Annotated in this window: 10 protein-coding genes; all 10 read right to left on the minus strand. The window is 37.1% G+C overall.

From position 1 onward, the window contains the following. Nucleotides 1–88: 88 nt before the first annotated feature. The gene (locus tag PL77_RS18110) at nt 89–2,608 is read right to left on the minus strand and encodes a glycoside hydrolase family 2 TIM barrel-domain containing protein (RefSeq protein WP_044208479.1); all 2,520 of its coding nucleotides are present in this window, start codon (nt 2,606–2,608) and stop codon (nt 89–91) included. Between the two features lie 126 nt (nt 2,609–2,734). After that, nucleotides 2,735–4,345, minus strand: a complete 1,611-nt coding sequence (locus PL77_RS18115) for a sulfatase (RefSeq protein ID WP_044208482.1) — start codon at nt 4,343–4,345, stop codon at nt 2,735–2,737. Between the two features lie 358 nt (nt 4,346–4,703). After that, nucleotides 4,704–6,221: an alpha-L-fucosidase gene (locus PL77_RS18120; protein WP_044208485.1), complete on the minus strand. Its 1,518-nt coding sequence runs from the start codon at nt 6,219–6,221 to the stop codon at nt 4,704–4,706. A 302-nt stretch (nt 6,222–6,523) separates the two neighbouring features. Then, entirely contained in the window at nt 6,524–9,313 is a 2,790-nt protein-coding gene (locus tag PL77_RS18125) for a triple tyrosine motif-containing protein (RefSeq protein ID WP_044208487.1), read from the minus strand. Between the two features lie 556 nt (nt 9,314–9,869). Further along, nucleotides 9,870–11,198: a glucoamylase family protein gene (locus PL77_RS18130; RefSeq protein ID WP_063769033.1), complete on the minus strand. Its 1,329-nt coding sequence runs from the start codon at nt 11,196–11,198 to the stop codon at nt 9,870–9,872. Then, the gene (locus PL77_RS18135) at nt 11,198–12,295 is read right to left on the minus strand and encodes a LamG domain-containing protein (RefSeq protein ID WP_044208490.1); all 1,098 of its coding nucleotides are present in this window, start codon (nt 12,293–12,295) and stop codon (nt 11,198–11,200) included. Before PL77_RS18135 ends, PL77_RS18130 begins: the two co-directional genes overlap by 1 nt. Nucleotides 12,296–12,384: 89 nt before the next feature. Further along, nucleotides 12,385–13,905: a RagB/SusD family nutrient uptake outer membrane protein gene (locus PL77_RS18140; protein WP_044208493.1), complete on the minus strand. Its 1,521-nt coding sequence runs from the start codon at nt 13,903–13,905 to the stop codon at nt 12,385–12,387. A gap of 10 nt (nt 13,906–13,915) precedes the next feature. Next, nucleotides 13,916–16,879, minus strand: a complete 2,964-nt coding sequence (locus PL77_RS18145; RefSeq protein ID WP_044208582.1) for a TonB-dependent receptor — start codon at nt 16,877–16,879, stop codon at nt 13,916–13,918. Nucleotides 16,880–16,924: 45 nt separating this feature from the next. Then, entirely contained in the window at nt 16,925–19,201 is a 2,277-nt protein-coding gene (gene bglX, locus PL77_RS18150) for a beta-glucosidase BglX (RefSeq protein ID WP_052444537.1), read from the minus strand. A gap of 552 nt (nt 19,202–19,753) precedes the next feature. After that, a complete protein-coding gene (locus PL77_RS18155; protein ID WP_044208496.1) occupies nt 19,754–20,185 on the minus strand; it encodes a hypothetical protein in 432 nt (143 codons plus the stop codon). Between the last annotated feature and the right edge of the window lie 356 nt (nt 20,186–20,541).

Genomic DNA, 20,541 nt, shown 5'->3' on the forward strand with positions numbered 1-20,541 from the left:
ACTATTCACCTTTTTTACCTCATCATAAATCCACTTTTAAATCATGGGTTTATGATGAGGTATTTTTATACAACTGCTTTGAATTGATTTATTGAAGGTCGATCAAGAGTTCATTACTTTTTAGAGTTCCTACTGTAGCATAAACCTTCCCACTTCCCAATTGTGTTTTTGCTCTAAGCATGGCTAGTGCTCTACCCTTATGAGATTTCACTTGATTCGTGTTATGAGGCGATACATTCATTTCTGAACCATTATCTACACCGATCAACTCTAACTCTTCTGACACATGGAATATTACTTGCTCTTCTAAGTTTTTAATTTCGTGTCCTTGTTCATCCAACATTTTCACTTTGACATGAGCAACATCATATTGATTGGCTTTCATCTGGGAGCGGTCTGATTCAACGACAATTTTAGCTACTTTTCCTACGGTATTTAATACATACTCTTGTACTTTCTGACCTTGATTATAGCCTACCACTTTCAACTCTCCCTTTTGATAAGGTACTAACCATTTGATGATATTGTCAGTTGAAGTGAAATCTGAAAGAGATTGTTTCCCTAAGCTTTTCCCATTAAGAAAAAGTTCAGCTTCTTCACAATTTGTATAGGCTTGCACTACAATTTCCTCTCCTTTTTTATAATTCCAATGTTCATTGACCTTATACCATTCCCATAATCTCAATTCTGCCCATACTGGTGGTTTTCTTAACTGTATATCAAATTTCCAACCTCCCTTTTGACTATAGGAGTATTCTGATATTGAAGCAGGTGTAGTGACCATATATACTTTTGGTTCTTCCTTCCATAAACACTCAAAGAAATGCCCTCTAGGGTTTTTGAAACCGGCAAAATCAAATAGAGAAATATTTAATCCTTTTCGAGGCCACAAACCCGCCTCTCCTAAATAGGCAAAACCTGTCCATACAAAAATGCCTGGAATAAAATCTCTTTCTTGCACCGCTTTCCACTCTGAATAGGCCACCCAGTTTTCTGATCCCAACATCATTTTATGAGGAAAAGCGGCATGGGCTGCATCATAATCTATCTCTCTATAATTAAGTCCTAAAATATCAACGGCATCAGCATATCCACTTGCAAAAGCAATGGAGGGACGAACGCTTCCACAAACTGTTGGGCGTGTTGTATCTTCTTCTTTGACCCACTTAGATAACTGATGAGCAATGATAGAAAGAGAATCTACGCCACCCGTTACTTTATCAAATACAGGTTTAATGATTGTTGTATCAAAAGTAGGTGTATCTTCATACTCTCTGATTCCATTTTTAAGTTTAGCATAGGTCTTAGAGTAAGCAGGGAAAGTCCATTCAATTTCATTCCCAATACTCCACATGATTACTGAAGGATGGTTATAATCTCTTCGAATCAAATCTTTCAAATCACGTTCTGCCCACTCTCTAAAGATTTCAGGGTACCCAGTCGAAATATCTTTGGGTGCTTTCTTTCCACCTAAACAGTTCATCATTTTCCCTTTAGGAACATACCACTCATCAAATGCTTCGTTCATCACCAAAAAGCCCATTTCATCGCATAAATCCATCAGTAGTGGTGAATGTGGATTGTGTGCCATTCGAATTGCATTTACACCTACTGACTTCAATTTTTTCAAACGAAAAACCCAGTGATCTCGTACAGCGGCTGCACCTACTGCTCCAACATCATGATGTAAATTGACTCCCTTAATTTTTACATTTTGCCCATTCAAGAAAAAGCCTTTTTGTGAATCAAATTCAAAGTCTCTAATACCAAAATGCTCTTCTGTTTCATCGACGACTTGACCTTTCTCTATCACTTGAACTTTAGCAGTGTATAAATAAGGGTGATCTATCCCCCAGCGTTTTGGTTGAATGACTTGTAATTTTTGATCAATGATATCTCCTGTAATGGCTTTTGCTTCACTTTCAGTAACCACTTTACGCTCTTCATCCAAAATACTAACCTTCACGGAAGTCTGTTTTGACCTTCCCTTGATCGTTGTTTTTACACGAACAATAGCATCCTTTTTTGATAGTTTAGATGTTTCTATTCGAATGCCCCATTGTGGTATATGTGTTTTAGAGGTTTTTACTAATCTCACATCACGATAAATCCCCGAACCAGTGTACCAACGTGAATCTACAAAGTTGGAATGATCCACTTTTACGGCTATCACATTTTCTTCTCCATATTGCAGATGATCAGAAAGTGAATAAGAAAAACTAGAATATCCACTTGGTCTAAATCCTAGCTTTGTTCCATTAATATAGACTGTGGAATTACAATACACTCCATCAAATTCAACCCAAATCTCTCTGCCTTTATCGGATGTTGGAACAGTAAATGTTTTTCGATACCACCCTATTCCTCCTTCAGTAAAACCAGTACTCGAAGCACCTTTATCTTTTTGGTAACCTCCTAAAATACTCCAATCATGCGGTAATCTGATGGCCTCCCAAGTGGTGTCATCATAGGCTTTCTGTTCCGCATTTTGTTGTTCGTTTTTGATAAACTTCCATCCAAAGTTAAAATCATCTACTGATCGTTTTTTGGTTTGACTGCATGAAGTGAAAGCCAAGAATAAAATAAGTAGTAATACAGTTGGTCTCATACCTTATTTAAGTTTGTTAGTTGAGTTCATATAATCTGATAGTGAATGTAAAAGAAATACCCTCCCTTTAAGTAAAAAAATTTAACCAAAAGAGAGGGTATTTAGTGTATGAGTGAGAAATTGTTCTTATTCTGATAACGTTTTTGTATCCCAATACTTCTCAACGATTGCCTGAATTTCCGGATAGTTTTCATCCGTTTCATTCAAATCTTCTCTTTGCTTTTTCAATTCTGACTTCAACTTTGCAATGATCTCTTGGTATTTTGGATCATCGTAGCGGTTATGTAATTCTTCTGGATCGTTTTTCAGATCATAAAACTCCCAAGTGTGAGGTGTTTCTCTTTCGATACCATAATATTGTTTCGCCCAATAGTGCTTGGCATATTCTGACTCCGGTAAGTAATGTTTTCCGTAATAGAATACCAATTTGTAGTCCTCTGTACGTAAGCCGAAATGTGCGGGTACATAATGGTGAATAATGTGCATCCAATAACGGTAGTAAGTTGCCGTTCTCCAATCTTTCTCTTCTTTCCCTTTTAGCGTTCTTGCAAAGCTTTTCCCTTGCATATACTCAGGTGCCTTTCCTCCTGCCATTTCAATTAATGTGGGTGCAAAATCCGTATTATTGATTAGAAGGTCAGTGTCTCTTCCTGCTTCAATAGTTTTAGGATAATGTACGATAAATGGCATACGCATCGACTCTTCATAAATCCAACGCTTGTCCTGTAAGTCATGTTCTCCCAACATCATTCCTTGATCGGCGGTGTAGACAATGATTGTATTTTCCCAAAGGCCTTCTTTCTTTAAATAATCAAATAAACGACCTAAGTTATCATCCACTCCTTTTACACAACGTAAATATCTTTTCAAGTAATCTTGATAAGCAACATGTGCTGACTGTTGCCCTTTTAGAGAATCCTCATGGAAAAACTTATTATAGTTTCTGTACATATGACGATCAGAAACGGAAGTACCAATATAGTTTATCAAAGAATCATTGGCTCCTCTTGTTGCTTCTGATCCCCAATTGGGTTGATAATACAAGCTTGAAGGTTCGGGGATTTCTGTATCTGCCAAGTAGTCTTCATAACGAGGTGCATACTCAAAGAAATCGTGTGGTGCTTTATAGTGATGCATCAAAAAGAACGGCTTGTCCTTATCTCTATTTTCTAAATATTCGATCGTCACATCTGTTATTACATCACTTGAATGACCTTCCGTTTTCACTTTATTTTTTGGCCACTCTCCTTTTCCTTTCTCATGGAATGAAGGATTGAAATATTTTCCTTGACCTGGCAATACCTTATAATAATCAAAAGCTGTAGGTTCAATATGTAAGTGCCACTTTCCAATGATCGCTGTGCTGTAACCCAACTTTTTCATTTCTTTTGGTAAATACTGTTTTTCTGGCTCTAAACGAATATCCAAATCCAATACACCGTTGGTTTGAGGATACTGACCTGTGATAATTGAGGCTCTACTTGGTGTACAAATAGAGTTGTTACAAAAAGCATTATTAAAGCGAATTCCTTCGTCTGCTAGTTTATCCAAATTGGGTGTTGGATTTAAAGAAGATAAACGACCTCCATAAGCCCCAATAGCATGTGCAGCATGATCATCTGACATAATGTAGATAATGTTGGGCTTTTTCTTTTGAGCAAATGAAATTGCTGATGAAAACAAGATTGCGAGTAATAACCCTGTTTTTGTGAGTGTTTGAAGATTAAATATTTTCATTTCTGTGTTAATATAATATCTATTTTTTTATGCTCGGTTTAATTTGAGCTTGTTTTCGTTTTGTTGTTCGTGTTGCCGTTATATACAATACAACGGCCCAATAAGAAGTGTGCCCTGTAGAACCACAATTCCTTGTGGCACACGGACCATATCCATGTTTCAAGTGTTAAGCGTTAGCGTCACTTGGAACAGATCATTGGCGAAGTCTCCCGACTTCGAATATTAAGGTCACTCTTTCATTCATTTCGAAGTCGGGAGACTTCGCTTATAGGAAATCACAAGTGACGCCTACCGGCTTAACACTTGCGATATGAAAATGAAGAAAATAGGTTTTGCGACATACCATGCCCCCTAGCTATTATTTATTTTCTTTAAAATTGATCTTAAAGACATAAGCAAAATCACATGGCTTATCTTTTGGAAGCGTTACATTTAATGCGCCTTCCGTTCTTTCCCATTTCAATTTCCCTTTGTGACCAATCAATTCTATATCTTTTACTTTTGAATTATAAGCAATTAAACCTAATGATTTGATAGGCAACACACCTGATTCAGGCCAGCCTAATGCAATAGCATATAACTGATCTCCTTTTGTTGTAAAACGGATATCTTCAGCTCCGAAACCATCAAATTTTTGATCGGCTAAGTGACCACTTTTAGTCTTCGTTGGGCCTTCTCCAAAAATCAACCAAGGACGGCTATCATAGATTGCTTCTCCATTTAACTTTAACCACGCTCCCATTTCCAACAAACGTTCTTTTTGTTCTTGAGGAATTGTACCGTCAGGATGTGGTGCAACGTTTAATAATAGACATCCATTTTTACTGACAATATCTACAAGGTCATCAATCAAACGGTTCGTAGGATAGCATTTAAGATCTGATGCATACGACCATGAAGATTTTGAGATAGATGTATCCGTTAACCATGGATCAGGATAAATATCAGGCATACGTTCACGCTCCAAGTCCACTGTTCCTACACCCAATGGGAAATCAGGGCGCTTGAATGTAAATACTCTTTCGATGTTATTTTCAGCACTGTGATTATGTACATAAGCCACCATTTGCTTTCTGATACCTTCTGATAAAATTCTCACTCTATTATCAAACCAAAGCAAATCAGGAGAGTAACCATCCACTACTTCTTTTACTTTTTCTAACCAAATTCTTTCAAATTCTGGACTTGGCATTGGGTAAGAGCCTTTCTCCTCTCCAATTTTAAGAAGACGAGAAGTTTCAGGGATTTTGGGTCCATACAAACCGGAAAACTCTGGGTTAGCACAATCCGTATTTTCATCCCAAGTAGGGTACCACCCCCAAAGCCAAGAGTGATGCAAACTGACCACGTATTTCATTCCTCTCTTCTTTACCGCTTTTTTCATCTCTGCAACCACATCGATCTTCGGACCCATTTTTACAGAGTTCCATGGATTCACTTTAGAATCCCACATCGAAAAACCGTCAGCATGTTCTCCGGCCGGTCCTGCAAACTGTGCTCCTGCTTTTTGGAACAGTTCAGCCCACTCATCTGCATTAAATTTCTCGCCGGTAAGTTTCGGCACTAAATCTTTGTAGCCAAATTCTTTCTGATCACCGTACGTTTCTTTATGGAATTTATAATTCGGGTGCCAGTCGTTATACATATTTCTACCGTACCAATCTGAATTTCCCGTGGCCATAGAAGCCGAGTAAACACCCCAGTGTGTGTATATTCCAAACTTGGCATTTCTAAACCATTCAGGACACTCATATTGACTCAATGATTCCCAATTTGGCTCAAAGTGTTTTTTATCTTCTTTAGGTTGCTCTTGTTCCTTACATGCCCCTAATATCATGATTAGGGAGAGTATTGTAAAAAGTCTAATTCGATTCATTTCAATAGTTGTATTTATTAATCTAGTTAAGTATCCAATAAGGTAGTCTTAATTGATTTCCAGAATAAACTAAATCAATTTTGATGAATCGGAAGTGTGGTAAAAAAATTACACCCCACATATAATGAAAATTTACACTCTTACAAAGTATAATTTTCCTTGAAATGCGAGTGGAATTCGAATCTATTGGGTGTAAACAAAGGCTTTTTCAGCGACTCATAACGATAGACTTTGTATAGACACCTATAAAAAATGGGAACTATTCAGAAAGAAATATTACACAATATCATCATATGATTTATTTAAAACTGATTAATATAATCATACAAATTCGTACCCTTTACCAAGTTCATTTTCTTCCTTAATCTATATCGTTTTAGGTCCACACTTTTAGGAGTGATATTGAAGATGGGGGCAAGTTCTTTTGTGGAAAGATTTACTCTGATATAAGCACAAAGCTTGAGGTCTTCTTTGGTGAGTGCGGGGTGTGCTTTCTTTAAATCTGAAAAGAAGTTTTGATGCATTTTTCTGAAAGTGGACTCGAAAGTGAGCCAGTCTTTTTTATCATCAAACTCGGTGGTGAGGATATGGTCAAGCTTGCGGATCACTTGACTTTTGTTGGCGGAATCAAAATGCTTGGCGTTGTCTATCTGATGCTTTAGTTGCTTGATGACGTCTTTGTTTTTTGAGCTTTGAACGAGCAACTCTGATAAACTTTCATTTTTATCTTGAAGCTCTTTTTGAAGTTCGTTGGCTTGAAGAATAGCGATTCTTTTTTCGTTGAGATCTCTTTGATGGTTGAGGTCTTCTCTCTTTTTTAAAAGGAGGGCCATTTTCTCTTTTCTCAACATTAAGCTATAAAACTTATGGAGGCTCCATACCGATAATAAAACGGCTACAACATATACTATTAGCATTAAGTTGGACAAATAAAATGGTCTGTCTATTTCAAATTTATAATGGGAGGTTTTATTGGAAGCGGTGTCTTTTACTTCAAATGTGAACTTTCCATAAGGAAGGTTTTGGTAAGCGATTTCGTTCTTTTCTCCTATCTCCACCCAATTACTGTCATAGCCGATCAGACGAACTGCATAATTCGATTCTTCATAGTAATTTTTGGAGCTGAATTGGAATTCAACAGAGTTGTAATCAAAAGGGATTTTATCTTCTATATTACTGAGTTGTTCTTGATTTCTATGGTACCAAAACGTGACTTTTCTAATGTCAGGTTGATACTGTTTAAAATTATAGTTTTCGATGGAAGGCGTTGAGAAGAACCCTGCCCCTTGGGTGAAAGTGATCAGGAAATTATCCTTGATGTTGATGATATTTTCGTAATTGTAGATTTGATTATTGCCTAGTTCTGCAATTGATTTTCGTACATGAATAGAATGGTCTGCTTTGGCATCATAAAGCATCAATTGTCCTTCTATTTTCATTACAGAAACATCATCAATAGGGTGTGAAATGAAAGTCAAGCCTTTTAAATCTATATTGACGGGCAAGTTATTTTTAAAGGTTACAACAGTATCATTAGTGGTCAAGAGCTTGGTATCTCCTAAATCAAAAAGTCTGTATTTATAACTGTTTTCCAATGATTTTTTAGTGGAAAGATTTTCAATGGATTTGAGGGACTCTAAATCTTCTGAGAGTGTGATTTTATAGATGTTTTTCCATGAATCAGTCAGTAAAATAGTGCCGTCATTCAATTCAATAATATCTCTTGTTAGTGAATTGATCTTTTTAATGGTGTGGCTATACTCCCATTGCCCATTGATTTTATTCCAAATGTTCAATCCATAATAAGAGGTTTGAAACATCACATCTTCATGAAGTCTACTTTTCAGGAAAGTATAACCACCACCGTTATTATAGACTTTTTTGAACGTCTCTCCTACTTCAAAAATGCCTTCATTATGTCCGCAGAACAATTGATCATTGGCGACAAAAAGATTCCAGACTTGCCCCTTTGAGCGAGGAAATAATTGGAGTTTGAGGATCGGTGCATTGATAGAATCTGTGGTATAATACAGCCCTTGATTTGTGCCGATAAATAGTTTTCCTTGAAAGATAGCGACGTCATAGATTGGTCCTATTTCAGCCAAAGGATCATTGATAAAACGAACGGGGTATTTTAGGTTTACGTTGGTAATTCCTTCTTCGCTACCCACCCAAAGTAACCCTTCATTGTAATGTAAAGCATGTACTCTATTGCTCGGCAATCCATTTTTGGAATTGATATAATAATCAATCACTCCTGTATTGATATTTCCAATAATAATCCCTTTATCTAATGTCCCAAAAGCAAAACCTCCTTGATCATCAATAGGTTGAGCCACGTTTAGTCTTGCTTCTTTTAGAAAGGTTGAAATCTTATTTTCATAAGGTGTAAACCCCTTCCCATTCCAAAGAAATAAGCCGTTTTTATAAGTCCCTATTAGAAGTCCTTCTTTTACCTCATGAATGTATTTGACCATCCAATGTTGTAAATCTGGGTGAGTAATATTATTGGTCTCCACCAGGCCTTTTGTGATGTTGATATGATTGTAAAGAACTTGGTAGTAAAAAGTAGTTTCGTCTTTTGACTTGAACGCATAAGAAATATTTCCTTCTGTAAGGCTTTTTCGGGTGAGGTCTTTTGTCTCGAGATCGTAGATATAGAAAGTATTGAAGGATTGAAAAACAATCTTGTTTCCGATCTGAATGGCTTTCCATATTTCATCATGAAATGACTTTTGAGGCATTAAAGAATTGAACTTCAAAACACCATTCTCCTTTTCAAAAACACCTATGGTATTCATCCCTCCCACAAAGATTTTGTCTTTATGGATCAATAAACATCTTAACGGTTCATTAGTAGGAAAAAGATTCCAACTTTCACCGTCAAATTCTAACAGCCCCAAAGTATTGGCCGTGTAGATCAGACCATCATCAGATTGTGTGATGTACCAATTTTGACTTTCAGCATTATAATCTGATTTGCTGTAATTGGTAATCTTTGTTGATGTAAATAACTCAATGGTTTCTTGTGCGAAACTTGAAGTAGATATAAGTAATAAAGCGGTTAGTAGTAACTTAGATAGTAAAGCCATTTATTTCTCACGTAAGATAGTTTGAAGCTAAACTATAAATAATTTTAAATTGATTAAAATCTATTTTCAATTGATAACAAATCAATCACCTCATTTTCTCTAGAAGTCAGAGACTTCTAAATATCTAATAAACACAAAAGACGCTGACGCTTAACTCTTGCGCCAGGGAAATAGTAGTACAACCACTGGCGTGAATGTTAAGCGTCAGCGTCATTCGTGTCCTATTGATCATCAGAAATCTCCTGATTTCTAATAGATGAAAGTTTTATTATCATATTCTTTATTCAAGAAACCTTTTATAGCATCCCACCTACCACAATTAAGACACACTACGAATTGAAGAATTAATTAATAAAATTATGGTTGAGCGAGATGCCTTAAAAGGTTCTAAATATTTAATTGATAATATAACGTACACCATGACTGAAGTCATGGGCAGGTGATAATAACTCCAACAACACTAAAGTGTTGTCTACGTTTTTAACCTTCAAGACTTCAGTCTTGATGAGGTTATTCTATCACCTGCCCATAGTTTTAACTATGGTGCACGCAACAATTAATTCACCGAAGAAAAAGACCAATTCAAGGTTTCAATGCCTTTCTTGATATCTTCATCCATCATAAAATATTTCCATAGCACACCTGATCTGTAATTCTCAATCATAGTGATGATTGGTCCTTGATCAATGGCTAAGTAAGACTCTGCGTACCAGTCACCTTGTGAAAGATTGTAAGCATCTTTGAAGCCGTATTCACCCCATAGTTTTGGTTGTTCTTCGTAGAAATAACGCATCGCAGCCAATGACTCTTTTGGTGTATACACAATCGAAGATAAAGCGGCAGTAGGTGTAATGGTACCGTTGTCTAAATCTTGTGATGGTTCATGTGCCATATACCCTACAAATGGATCATCGCTAGCAGTTAAACCCCAAGCATTTTCACCATAATAAGGGAACTTCACTTGCTGTTGGATACACCAACGACGATTCTCTAAGGTACGCTCTCTGAATAAGTCAAAATACGTTTTGCTTGATGTACCATCAGTGAAATGAGGGTCCAAGCCGATGTAAGAATAATGTACCCAGAAAAGTGGTTTTGCTGTATCTACCGTAAGACTATGTTTGTATCTATCCTCTCCATTTTTAAAACATGTTTCATACGTAGAAGCTGGAACAGGATGTGTTGGCGAAGCGACTGCTAAAAGGTGTGTAATCTGAGTTTCATCAAAACCATACAGTGGCATATTCATTTGGAAATCATATTGAGGAGACCAATGCCAATACAATTTATCCGTACCGTTTCTGTACCAATCCCAATCTACACCTTCCCAAAGTGCTGTAGCTAGTGTACGTAACTTTGCTTCCGTTTCATTATCACCATCAAAGTAGTTTCTTGAAGTGATAATTCCTTCAATCAAGAAAGCTGTTTCCACCAAATCTCCCCCATCATCTTTTTGTGAGAAAGGTCTTACTTTACCTGTTGAACCGTAGTACCAGTGGGGAAATGCGCCGTGGAATCGATCTGCTTTTTCCAAAAACTCATACATCTTCACTAAGCGTTGAGCAGCTTCAGCTTTTGTGATATAACCTCTTTCAACGCCTACAATGATAGCCATGATCCCGAAACCTGTTCCTCCAGTTGTCACGATTTCATCATCTCCATTACTTCTCTCTCTTGACAAAGCAGATACAGGGTGTCCATAATCCCAGAAATATTTGAAGGTCGTTTCCTGTACTTTATCCATTAACTCTTCATCGGTTAAGGGTACTTTTTCCTCCTCATCATCATAGATCGGTAATTCTGGAGATACATTGACAGCTTCTGAACAACTCATCATTGAGAATAATAACAAGGTCAAAAGGGCTTTAATATTTATGTGTTGCATTATAAATTAGCGTTATAGTTTGATTCGTAATTATAGAATGTTTTTACTTCTTCATCAGTCATTGCTTCCTGGAAGATTCTGAAATCATCAATTCCTCCATTAAACGACTCCTGTAAATTGGTATTATTGTTCTCTACTTGAGCACCAATGATCAGGTTTGAGCCAATTCCTGCATTAAAGTGAACAGGACCTAACGCTTCGATCTCATCGACTTTTTCACCATTGTAATAAACTTTTCTTACTAAGCCATCCGCTGTGATTGTGATGTTCGTCCATTTTTCAAATTCAATTTCATCTGTAAAGAAATCAACAGCACCCCAGTTCGAAGTTTCGTGGAAATACATGTTTTTGATACGTCCATCACCTTCTCTTTTCATACTGAAGCCTTCCCAACGTTGCATTGAATAAATCCAACCGTCATTAGATAAATCAGTAGGTCTTACCCAAATCGAAACGGTCATTTTACCTGGTTTTAAGTTCTCGTCATACGTTACAATGGCAGCTGTTCCTTCTTCTGTGGCATTTGAGCTATTGAATGCACTGTTGGTATTTCCAAATCTATCGGTCGTGAACCTAGCATTGTGATCTTCTACTTCATATAAATTGTCATCATCCTCAACCGTATTATTGAAGGATAAGCCAATTACTTTTCTTTCAAAAACAGTTTTTAATGAAACAGTAGAAGTAGTAAATACTGACGGGTCTGAAATAAGATTATTGGCTACGTCATTTCCTTTCACCAACCAGCTGTATTCTGTATTTTCTTCCAAGTCTGTAATTACAAAGAAATCATCTTGAAGGTCACTTACTAACGGTGCCTCTGGCATTTCTTCAGAAGATTTCCATAGGTATACTTCATAAGACAAACCTAATTTTTCGGCCGCCCAAGTCAGTTGTACTTCTTTGTCATAAGTAATATGAGTTTGTGTATTGGAAGGGGAAACTAATTGAATGCCTTCAATAGGTTCTGGTTCTACGTTGATCGTGTCTCTTGCATCATCTGTGGGCGGTGAAGCAATTGTTTTTACATCATCTGGATTTAAACCACAACCTGCGGCAAAGGCTATAATGAATAAAAATAAGAGTTGCTTTTTCATGATATTTCTTTTTTGGAGCGTGCACCAATGTTTCAAGTATTAACCGATACTTGCTACAGAAGTGGTGCACGCCATTTTACATGTGTTTATTAGTAATTTGGATTTTGCTTTAAAATGTCGCTTCCTACAGCATTAATCTCAGCTTGTGGAATTGGGTAGACTTTATTTTTTGCAGCATCAAAAACGTTATCGCCATTTTCAACTAATTTGCTTTTGGCGTACCCCGGAGCCACATTATCCATTCTCATCAAGTCAAAATATCTGTGCTGTTCCATGGCCAATTCTACACGTCTTTCATTCCAAATCGCTTCTCTTAATTGTGCTGGATCAGACACTGTTACGTCCGGTAAAACGTTTTGGCCTGCACGTGCTCTCGCTCTCACGCTGTTCAAGTAACCTAATGCCTTTGATGAGTTTCCTAAAGCAGTAGAAGCTTCTGCCGCCACTAAAACAATATCTGAATATCTCAACAATCTAATGTTCATTGGGCTATTGTTATTTCCGCCATTATGTGATGGAGAATAAACTTTATAACTATAGAATTCACTGATTGGGTCTGAGTTATCACCGAAAATACCGTCTTCTGGTCTTGGTACTACTTCACCGTCATACAATGTCTGACCTGCTGTGATGATTGTTGCATCATAACGTGGATCGTTGGCTTCAAAGGCATCTCTAAGTGATTTTGATGGAATATTGAAGCCCCATCCTTTGTTCAATACATTTGAACGGATACCTTGGATTTCTGTAAATTGACTGCTACCGCCTCCTTGCTGGAAGTCATGTGTTTGCACTTCAAAAATAGACTCTGAACAGTTTTCACCTTCCAACCTAAAGATCTCTGCAAAGTTCGGGTACAAGTTGTACTCTCCTGACTGAATCAAAGCTTCCGCCGCGTTCAATGACTTTTGGTAATCTTCATTTGAACCTGTAAATGATGCTTGAAAAAGGTATACTTTTGCTAATAATGCTTGTGCCGTTCCTTTGGTCACACGACCTAATTCTGCTAAATCATATTGTGATTTTGTGGGCAGAATTTCTACTGCCTCTTCCAAATCCTTGATGATAAAAGCGTACGTTTCCTCTCTTGTCGAACGTGCTACTTTGTACTCTTCTGGATTTAATAAACGGTCCACGATAGGCATACCACCATACGCTCTTACTAGGTTGAAGTAGAAAAATGCTCTTAAACACTTCGCTTCAGCAATATACCTTGCCTTTAAGTTTTCATCAAACTCTCCCTCAGGCACATTGACAATCACTTGATTAGTACGGTTGATAGCTTGGTAATGCTCATTGTAATACCCTTGGATGGTTCCATTGTTGGGTAAATAGGAAGCATTATTCAATTCAATCATATCATAACTGTCCGTTGATGTTGATCCTTTGTCGGCATCATCAGAAGCAATATCTGCTAACCCGATTGGGCCCCATGCAGTTGTATTCCAACCTCTCAAGCTTTCGTAAATTGCGTTTGTGGCTTTTAAGGCTCCATCTTGCGTTTTGAAATAATCCGCAGATGTTTCCTGTCCTTGAGGTGTTTTTTCTAGTAGGTTTGAACAAGAACCTAAAAGTAAAAGTGTAATGGTATATAAGAATATTTTTTTCATTTCAGTACAATTAGAAGTTCACGTTAATACCTAATGTGTAAGTGGCAGTCAATGGATAAGTATTGAAATCAATTCCTGCATCAAGTGGTGAATCAGAAGTGATTTCTGAACTATACGACTGATAAGGTTGGTATAAGTAAATGTTGGATGCGGCTGCAAAAATTCTACATTTTTCAATGAAAATTTTGCTAGTCACATGCTCTGGCAAAGTATATCCTAAGGTGATATTTGCTAGTTTGAGGTAAGATCCGTCTTCAATAAAGCGGTCTGATACTTCATAGTTTACACCTCCGTTTGTGACTCTAGGCTCGCTATTGCTTGTGCCCTCACCTGTCCATCTTCCTAAGAAAGACTCTTCGAAGTTGGTCGTACCCCAACGTACTGCTTTCTTAGCATTGTAGATTTGGTTGCCTGATTGTCCTTGGAATAAGGCTGATAAATCGAAGTTCTTATAAGATAAACCTAAGTTGATACCATAGATAAAGTTTGGAATAGGGCTTCCGATAAACGTTTTATCTTGTTCATCAATCACGCCATCACCATTGATATCCATGTAGATCACGTCACCTGGCTGTGCACCTGGCAATGATGGTGAGTTATCAATTTGCTCTTGATTTTGGAATACACCATTCGTTTTATAACCATAGAATGCTCCAATTGGATGACCTGGAGTAGTCAAAGACACTTGTTGACCATTGCCTAAATCACCTCCAAAAATATAAGGATTGTTAGGGTCTAAAGCGATAACTTCATTGTGGATCGTTGAGATATTTCCTCCAATATTGTACTGTACTTCTCCAATTTTGTGATTCCATTGGATGCTCAAATCAATACCTTTGTTCAAGATCTCACCAATGTTAGAAGGCACTGCACCTTTTGATCCTACTAAGCCTGGAGGTGTGATATATACCAACATGTCTTTGGTCATTTTGTGGTAGTAATCTGCATCGATCGTTAATTTATCGTCCCAGAAACCTACTTCAAATCCAATATCGAATTGCTCTACAGTCTCCCAACGAAGGTTAGCGTTGGCCATATTGATTACAGTACCACCCGGTTGGAACCCTTGATCAGGACCAAAAACTGGGTTTAAATTATTATCAATCAATGAATACTTACTGTAGTCCCCAATCTTGTCGTTACCAATTCTACCCCAGCTTGCTCTTAGTTTCAGGTTGTTGATCAAATCACTAGACTTCATAAAGTTTTCTTCCGAAATTCTCCAACCTAAAGCCAATGAAGGGAAGACACCAAACTTATTGTCTTTACCGAAACGAGAAGAACCATCCGCTCTAAAAGAAGCCGTTGCAAGGTACTTATTATCGTACGTGTAATTCACCCTACCAAGGAACGATAAGTAGGAGTTAGCAGCACCTTCTTGAAATACATTTCTACTGTCTACCAATCCAGTACCCAAGTACCACATATCTCTGTTATTAGGCACGCCATTTTCAGAACCTTCCCACTTTTGCATGGTATTATTTTGAGTGGTAATACCCGCTACAGCATTGATACTATGCTTACCAATCTGCTTCATATAGCTCACCGTATTTTCCCAAAGCAATGCATTGTATTCGTTTCCTTCTTGCTGTAATCGACTTACATCATTGAATTGTTTCCCACTCACGAAGAATACAGGAGTATATTGTGTTCCTTTGTTTGTAGCTCGATCTACACCTAAGTTCGATTTGAAAATTAATCCTTTAGCAATTTCATAATCCAAGAAGAAATTACCTACCAAACGGTCTCCACTACTAAAATCGTTTTTGTAATAAGAAGAAGCCATTGGGTTACCAATATCATTATTATTGGAAGTCCCGAAGTAACCATTCTGATCATATACCGGCATAGTTGGGTCTGCTTTATAGGCATCTCCTAAATCCACACCTTCGTTGGTGCTGTTGTAAGTAGAGTAAGCGATATTATGACCTACTTTTACTCTCTTCGACAACTTATAGGTGTTGTTGATTCTTAAATTGAAACGGTCGAAACCCGATCCTTCTACAACACCTAACTGATTGAAATACCCTGCCGTGATATTGTACATCACATTGTCTGATCCACCTGAAACACCTACTTGGTAATTTTGGATCGGTGCGTTTCTTGTAGCTTCATCAATCCAATTTGTACCGTTGCCCATGTTGTTGATTTGATCTTTTGTATAAATCAAGTCAGAACCTTGGTTGTGCATGATCTCATTTTGAAGCATGGCATATTGCTGTGCATTCACCATATTAGGACGAGCCGCCACTTGTTGCATACCTACATAAGACCCCAAAGTCACTTTTGCCTTTCCTTTTGAGCCTTGCTTTGTAGAGATGATCACCACACCATTGGCACCTCTCGAACCATAAATTGCTGTTGCAGAGGCATCTTTCAAGACTTCCATTGATTCGATATCATTAGAACTCAAGAAATTGATATCATCCAGAAGCATTCCATCCACAACATACAGCGGACTCGAATTACCCGTGGTACCGACACCCCTGATCTGTACTTTCGGTGAACTACCTGGCGTATTGCCTGAAGTAATCTGAACACCTGATACTTTACCTTGTAAAGATTGCAAAGGGTTTGAAGCTGGAATTTTCTCCACATCTTCACTCTTCACACTCGATACGGCACCCGTTAGGTCACTCTTTTTCATGACACCGTAACCGACTACCACTACTTCTTCAAGCTGTTCCATATCTTCATTCAAGACCACTTGAATAGGTGAGAAACTGGTGATAACTCTTGTCTCCGTGACATAACCGATGGATGAAATTTGAATGGAATCGTTGAGTTGAATTCCATCAAGTTTAAAGTTTCCGTCGAAGTCAGTAATTGACCCTTTTTGTGTTCCAATAATCTGGATTGTAGCTCCGATTACGCCATCTCCTGTATTACTTGTCACCTTCCCAGAAAGAATATTTTGGGCATACAAAGACATACAAGAAATACTAATAAATAGTGTTAGTAATAACTTTTTCATGGTCATTTCATTAAAAATAATACTGATTAATGCAGTAACTTCATTTTAGTTTTTGAATGAAAAAATAGCTTCATTCTGAACAATTGAGGAGTTAGGGGCGATCCATACTTTGAACTTCCCTTCTTCAGTTACTATGTTGTTGTTTATATCAAGAATTGATAGCATATCAGGAGTGATATCGAAAGTTACTTTTTTCGATTCCCCTTTCTTTAGTTTAATTTTTTGAAAGCCTTTCAGCTGTTTTACGGGTTGAGCAATAGATGCAAAGATGTCTTGAGTGTAAAGTTGTACAACCTCTTCCCCATCATATTTACCTGTATTTTTCACTGTGATGGATGCTTTAATTGCACTTCCTCCCTTCAATACTTCAGAAGATAATTTTAAATCTGAATACTCAAATGATGTATAACTTAAGCCGTAGCCAAATGGATAGAGCGGAGAGTTTTCCACATCTAAATAGAATGATTTATAATCCTGAGGATTGTTCTGATCAAACGGTCTGCCTGTATTCAACGCATCATAATAGATCGGGATTTGTCCTACGTTTCTTGGGAATGTCATGGTCAATTTTGCTGAAGGATTGTATTTTCCTGCCAATACATTCGCAATAGCATCACCTGTTTTAATTCCCAAATACCACGCTTCAACAATCGCATCTACATTTTGATCTTCCCATGATAAATCCAATGGTCTTCCATTCAATAAGATCAAAACAATAGGTTTCCCCGTTTTCTTTACCGCATGCATCAGTTCACGTTGTGCTTTTGGAATACGAATATCCGTTCTGCTTGCCGCTTCTCCCGACCAGTTGAAATCTTCACCCAAAGCCAAGAATACCACGTCACTGTTTTGTGCTACTCTTACAGCTTTCTGAATTTCTTTAGCATTGCTTTCTCCCATTAAGTTTGCTCCTTTAGCATAACTAAATTTTGCATTGGAGTAAAGGTTTGTTACCCCTTCATACACTGTTACACTCTTAGAGCGATCCCCTTTAATGGCCCATTCTCCATTTAAGCTTTTTCTTTCTTTGATCATTGGACCAATTAGAGCAATTCTCTTTTTTGTATTTTCAGCTAACGGTAATACCTCCTTCTCATTTTTCAATAATACAATAGAACGTTCAGCTCCTTTTAAAGCCTCTGCTAAAAACGCTTCAGTCATTGTGTTTTCAGCTTCACGCTTCGTATCCATATATCTGTAAGGATCTTCAAATAACCCTAATAAGAATTTCAATTCTAGAATTCTTGCAACAGCAACATCAATTTGACCTTCCGTTACAGCACCTTCATCCACCAATTTTTTAAGGTTTTGAATATAAGCCGCACCATTCATGTCCATATCAATCCCAGCATTCAAAGCTTTCTCTGCCGCTTGCTTAAGATCTTCAGCATAACCGTGAGGAATCATTTCGTTGATGGCCGTATAGTCCGTGACCACCGTACCTTTAAAACCCCATTCATCTCTCAAAATATCTTTAAACAAGTATTTGTTGCCCGTGGCAGGTACTCCGCTGACTGTATTAAATGAAGTCATAAATGTAGCTACTCCATGATCAACAGCTGTTTTAAAAGGAGGCAAATACGTTTCTCTCAATACTCTATCCGAAACATCTACTGTATTATAATCTCTTCCAGCTTCTGCCGCACCGTACCCTACAAAATGCTTCGCACAAGCCAACATGGTATGAATATCACCAAAGTCCTTATAACTTTTGATACCTTGAAAACCATTGACTCTCGCCTTTGCGATTTCATTTCCTAAGAAAACGTCCTCACCGGCACCTTCCATCACTCTCCCCCAACGCGGGTCTCTAGCAATATCAATCATAGGCGCAAACGTCCAGCTGATTCCTGCCGAAGTCGCCTCAATAGCGGCAATTCTTGCACTTCTCTCCATCAATTCTAAATCCCAACTACACGACTCTGCCAATGGCATTGGAAAGGTTGTCTTATAACCGTGAATCACATCCGCTGCAAATAAAATCGGAATTTGAAGACGAGAATGCTTCATTGCCTGCTCCTGCAGTTTGCGTAATCCTTCTGCTCCAAAAACATTGAACATGCTTCCTACTTGTCCCTTTTCTAAGTACTCTTTAAAGTCGTCATTGATCTGCGGTCCCGTCAAAGTACCATGCCCAGAGAACTGCGTCATTTGTCCTATCTTCTCCTCCAAAGTCATCAAAGATAACACCGAGTCCACCTTCCCTTCAATCACAGGATCTTGACTGTAACTTTCCCAATCGAAGTCTTTTTTCTTCTGTTCACACGATAAAAAAATGGAACAGCCAAAAAGTAATAATATTGTCTTATTAATAAATTTCATACAGATAAGTGAGTAAGTTGTTTTCACTAATTCAGACGATTTGCTTAGCGAAAAATAAAATTCAGTTTAACGATCGTTTTGTAATTACAAATATGGAGGGGATTAAGTGTAAAAATGTAATTTTATATATCATCAAAAAGACATCATCATTCTAAAAAATATATAAAACCCTGTTTATCTGAACTTTGAAAGTGTTAATTATCCCATTTTACTACAATGATAAGATGGTATGATGTGATAAAATCACATCAGTGAAATGGGGAGATTTTCATTAATAATTAGAAAGACAAGGAAAATAACATGATGAGTGGTTGTGAAGTTGGTTAGGGATGTGGGTGGTGTACTATTGGTGGAAGTGTTAATGTATAACTACTACAAAACAGATTTATTTTATTCTAGATAATAGCTTATTTCAAACTATATTTTGATATACAAACAAGCCAATCTATGTGAGGGTAGATTGGCTTGTTTTGTTGTTTTAAGTTGAGAACTTAAATTGTGAGAAAGTTTGTGGTGATGCCTAAAGGCTAAACACAACGAACAGTAGGGAAACTATTTTTTAGTAACTCCTCGTATTTCTGGGTATACTGGTTCTTTTGTAAAGTTAAAATTGTCATTTAACAATAAAGAAAATTCCTTCCCCCATAATTTAAACTCAAAATAATTACTTGTTATGACATTATCGCTTCCAAATAAAAATATATCTTGAGTAATAGAAACCGTATCTATTTTATCATTAAAAAACGATACCTCTTTGGGGTTTTTAATAGAATAGTCAGTAATATGAATAGACGAGTAATTTGAGAATTTAAAAAAAGAAAAATCTAAATATCCACCTTGTAAATTAGAAGGGGTAAACTTCTTGTCTAATAAAGATGCATATACAGGGATAATAATATCATTTTTATCAAAAATTAAATCACCACATAAGGAATTAGAAAGATCAATTTCATCAAAGTCAACATTAATTTGTTTTATCATCATATTTATTCTAAAGTAACTGTTTATAATTTTTCAATAGGAATTCCCCCCCACTGGCGCAAGTGTTAAGCCAAAGGCGTCACTTGTGTCTATATTTTGAAGGAGTCTGTAGACTCTCTACCCCACAAATTAATAGTCAATATTTACTGATAAAAGAATTTATATAATTTGTAATTCTATCTTGAATATTTTTGGCTCGGAATTAGGGAGACTTTTCCGATTGTTAGGCACAAGTATCGGCTTAATACTTGAGGCAGAAGGAGATTGACTTGTCTTGTTGTAATAAGTTACAAACTTATACAATTGGACAGTTCTAAGTAACACCTTTCGGTTTAATACTTAGAACAGTGGGGAGAAAT

The organism is Flammeovirga sp. OC4 (genome assembly GCF_000812565.1).
In the GTDB taxonomy this organism is placed as follows: domain Bacteria; phylum Bacteroidota; class Bacteroidia; order Cytophagales; family Flammeovirgaceae; genus Flammeovirga.

What these genes read in the sequence shown, in the direction of transcription:
- PL77_RS18110 (WP_044208479.1), bottom strand. Translation starts at nt 2,608, where the DNA reads ATGAGACCAACTGTATTACTACTTATTTTATTCTTGGCTTTCACTTCA.
- PL77_RS18115 (WP_044208482.1), bottom strand. Translation starts at nt 4,345, where the DNA reads ATGAAAATATTTAATCTTCAAACACTCACAAAAACAGGGTTATTACTC.
- PL77_RS18120 (WP_044208485.1), bottom strand. Translation starts at nt 6,221, where the DNA reads ATGAATCGAATTAGACTTTTTACAATACTCTCCCTAATCATGATATTA.
- PL77_RS18125 (WP_044208487.1), bottom strand. Translation starts at nt 9,313, where the DNA reads ATGGCTTTACTATCTAAGTTACTACTAACCGCTTTATTACTTATATCT.
- PL77_RS18130 (WP_063769033.1), bottom strand. Translation starts at nt 11,198, where the DNA reads ATGCAACACATAAATATTAAAGCCCTTTTGACCTTGTTATTATTCTCA.
- PL77_RS18135 (WP_044208490.1), bottom strand. Translation starts at nt 12,295, where the DNA reads ATGAAAAAGCAACTCTTATTTTTATTCATTATAGCCTTTGCCGCAGGT.
- PL77_RS18140 (WP_044208493.1), bottom strand. Translation starts at nt 13,905, where the DNA reads ATGAAAAAAATATTCTTATATACCATTACACTTTTACTTTTAGGTTCT.
- PL77_RS18145 (WP_044208582.1), bottom strand. Translation starts at nt 16,879, where the DNA reads ATGAAAAAGTTATTACTAACACTATTTATTAGTATTTCTTGTATGTCT.
- bglX (WP_052444537.1), bottom strand. Translation starts at nt 19,201, where the DNA reads ATGAAATTTATTAATAAGACAATATTATTACTTTTTGGCTGTTCCATT.
- PL77_RS18155 (WP_044208496.1), bottom strand. Translation starts at nt 20,185, where the DNA reads ATGATGATAAAACAAATTAATGTTGACTTTGATGAAATTGATCTTTCT.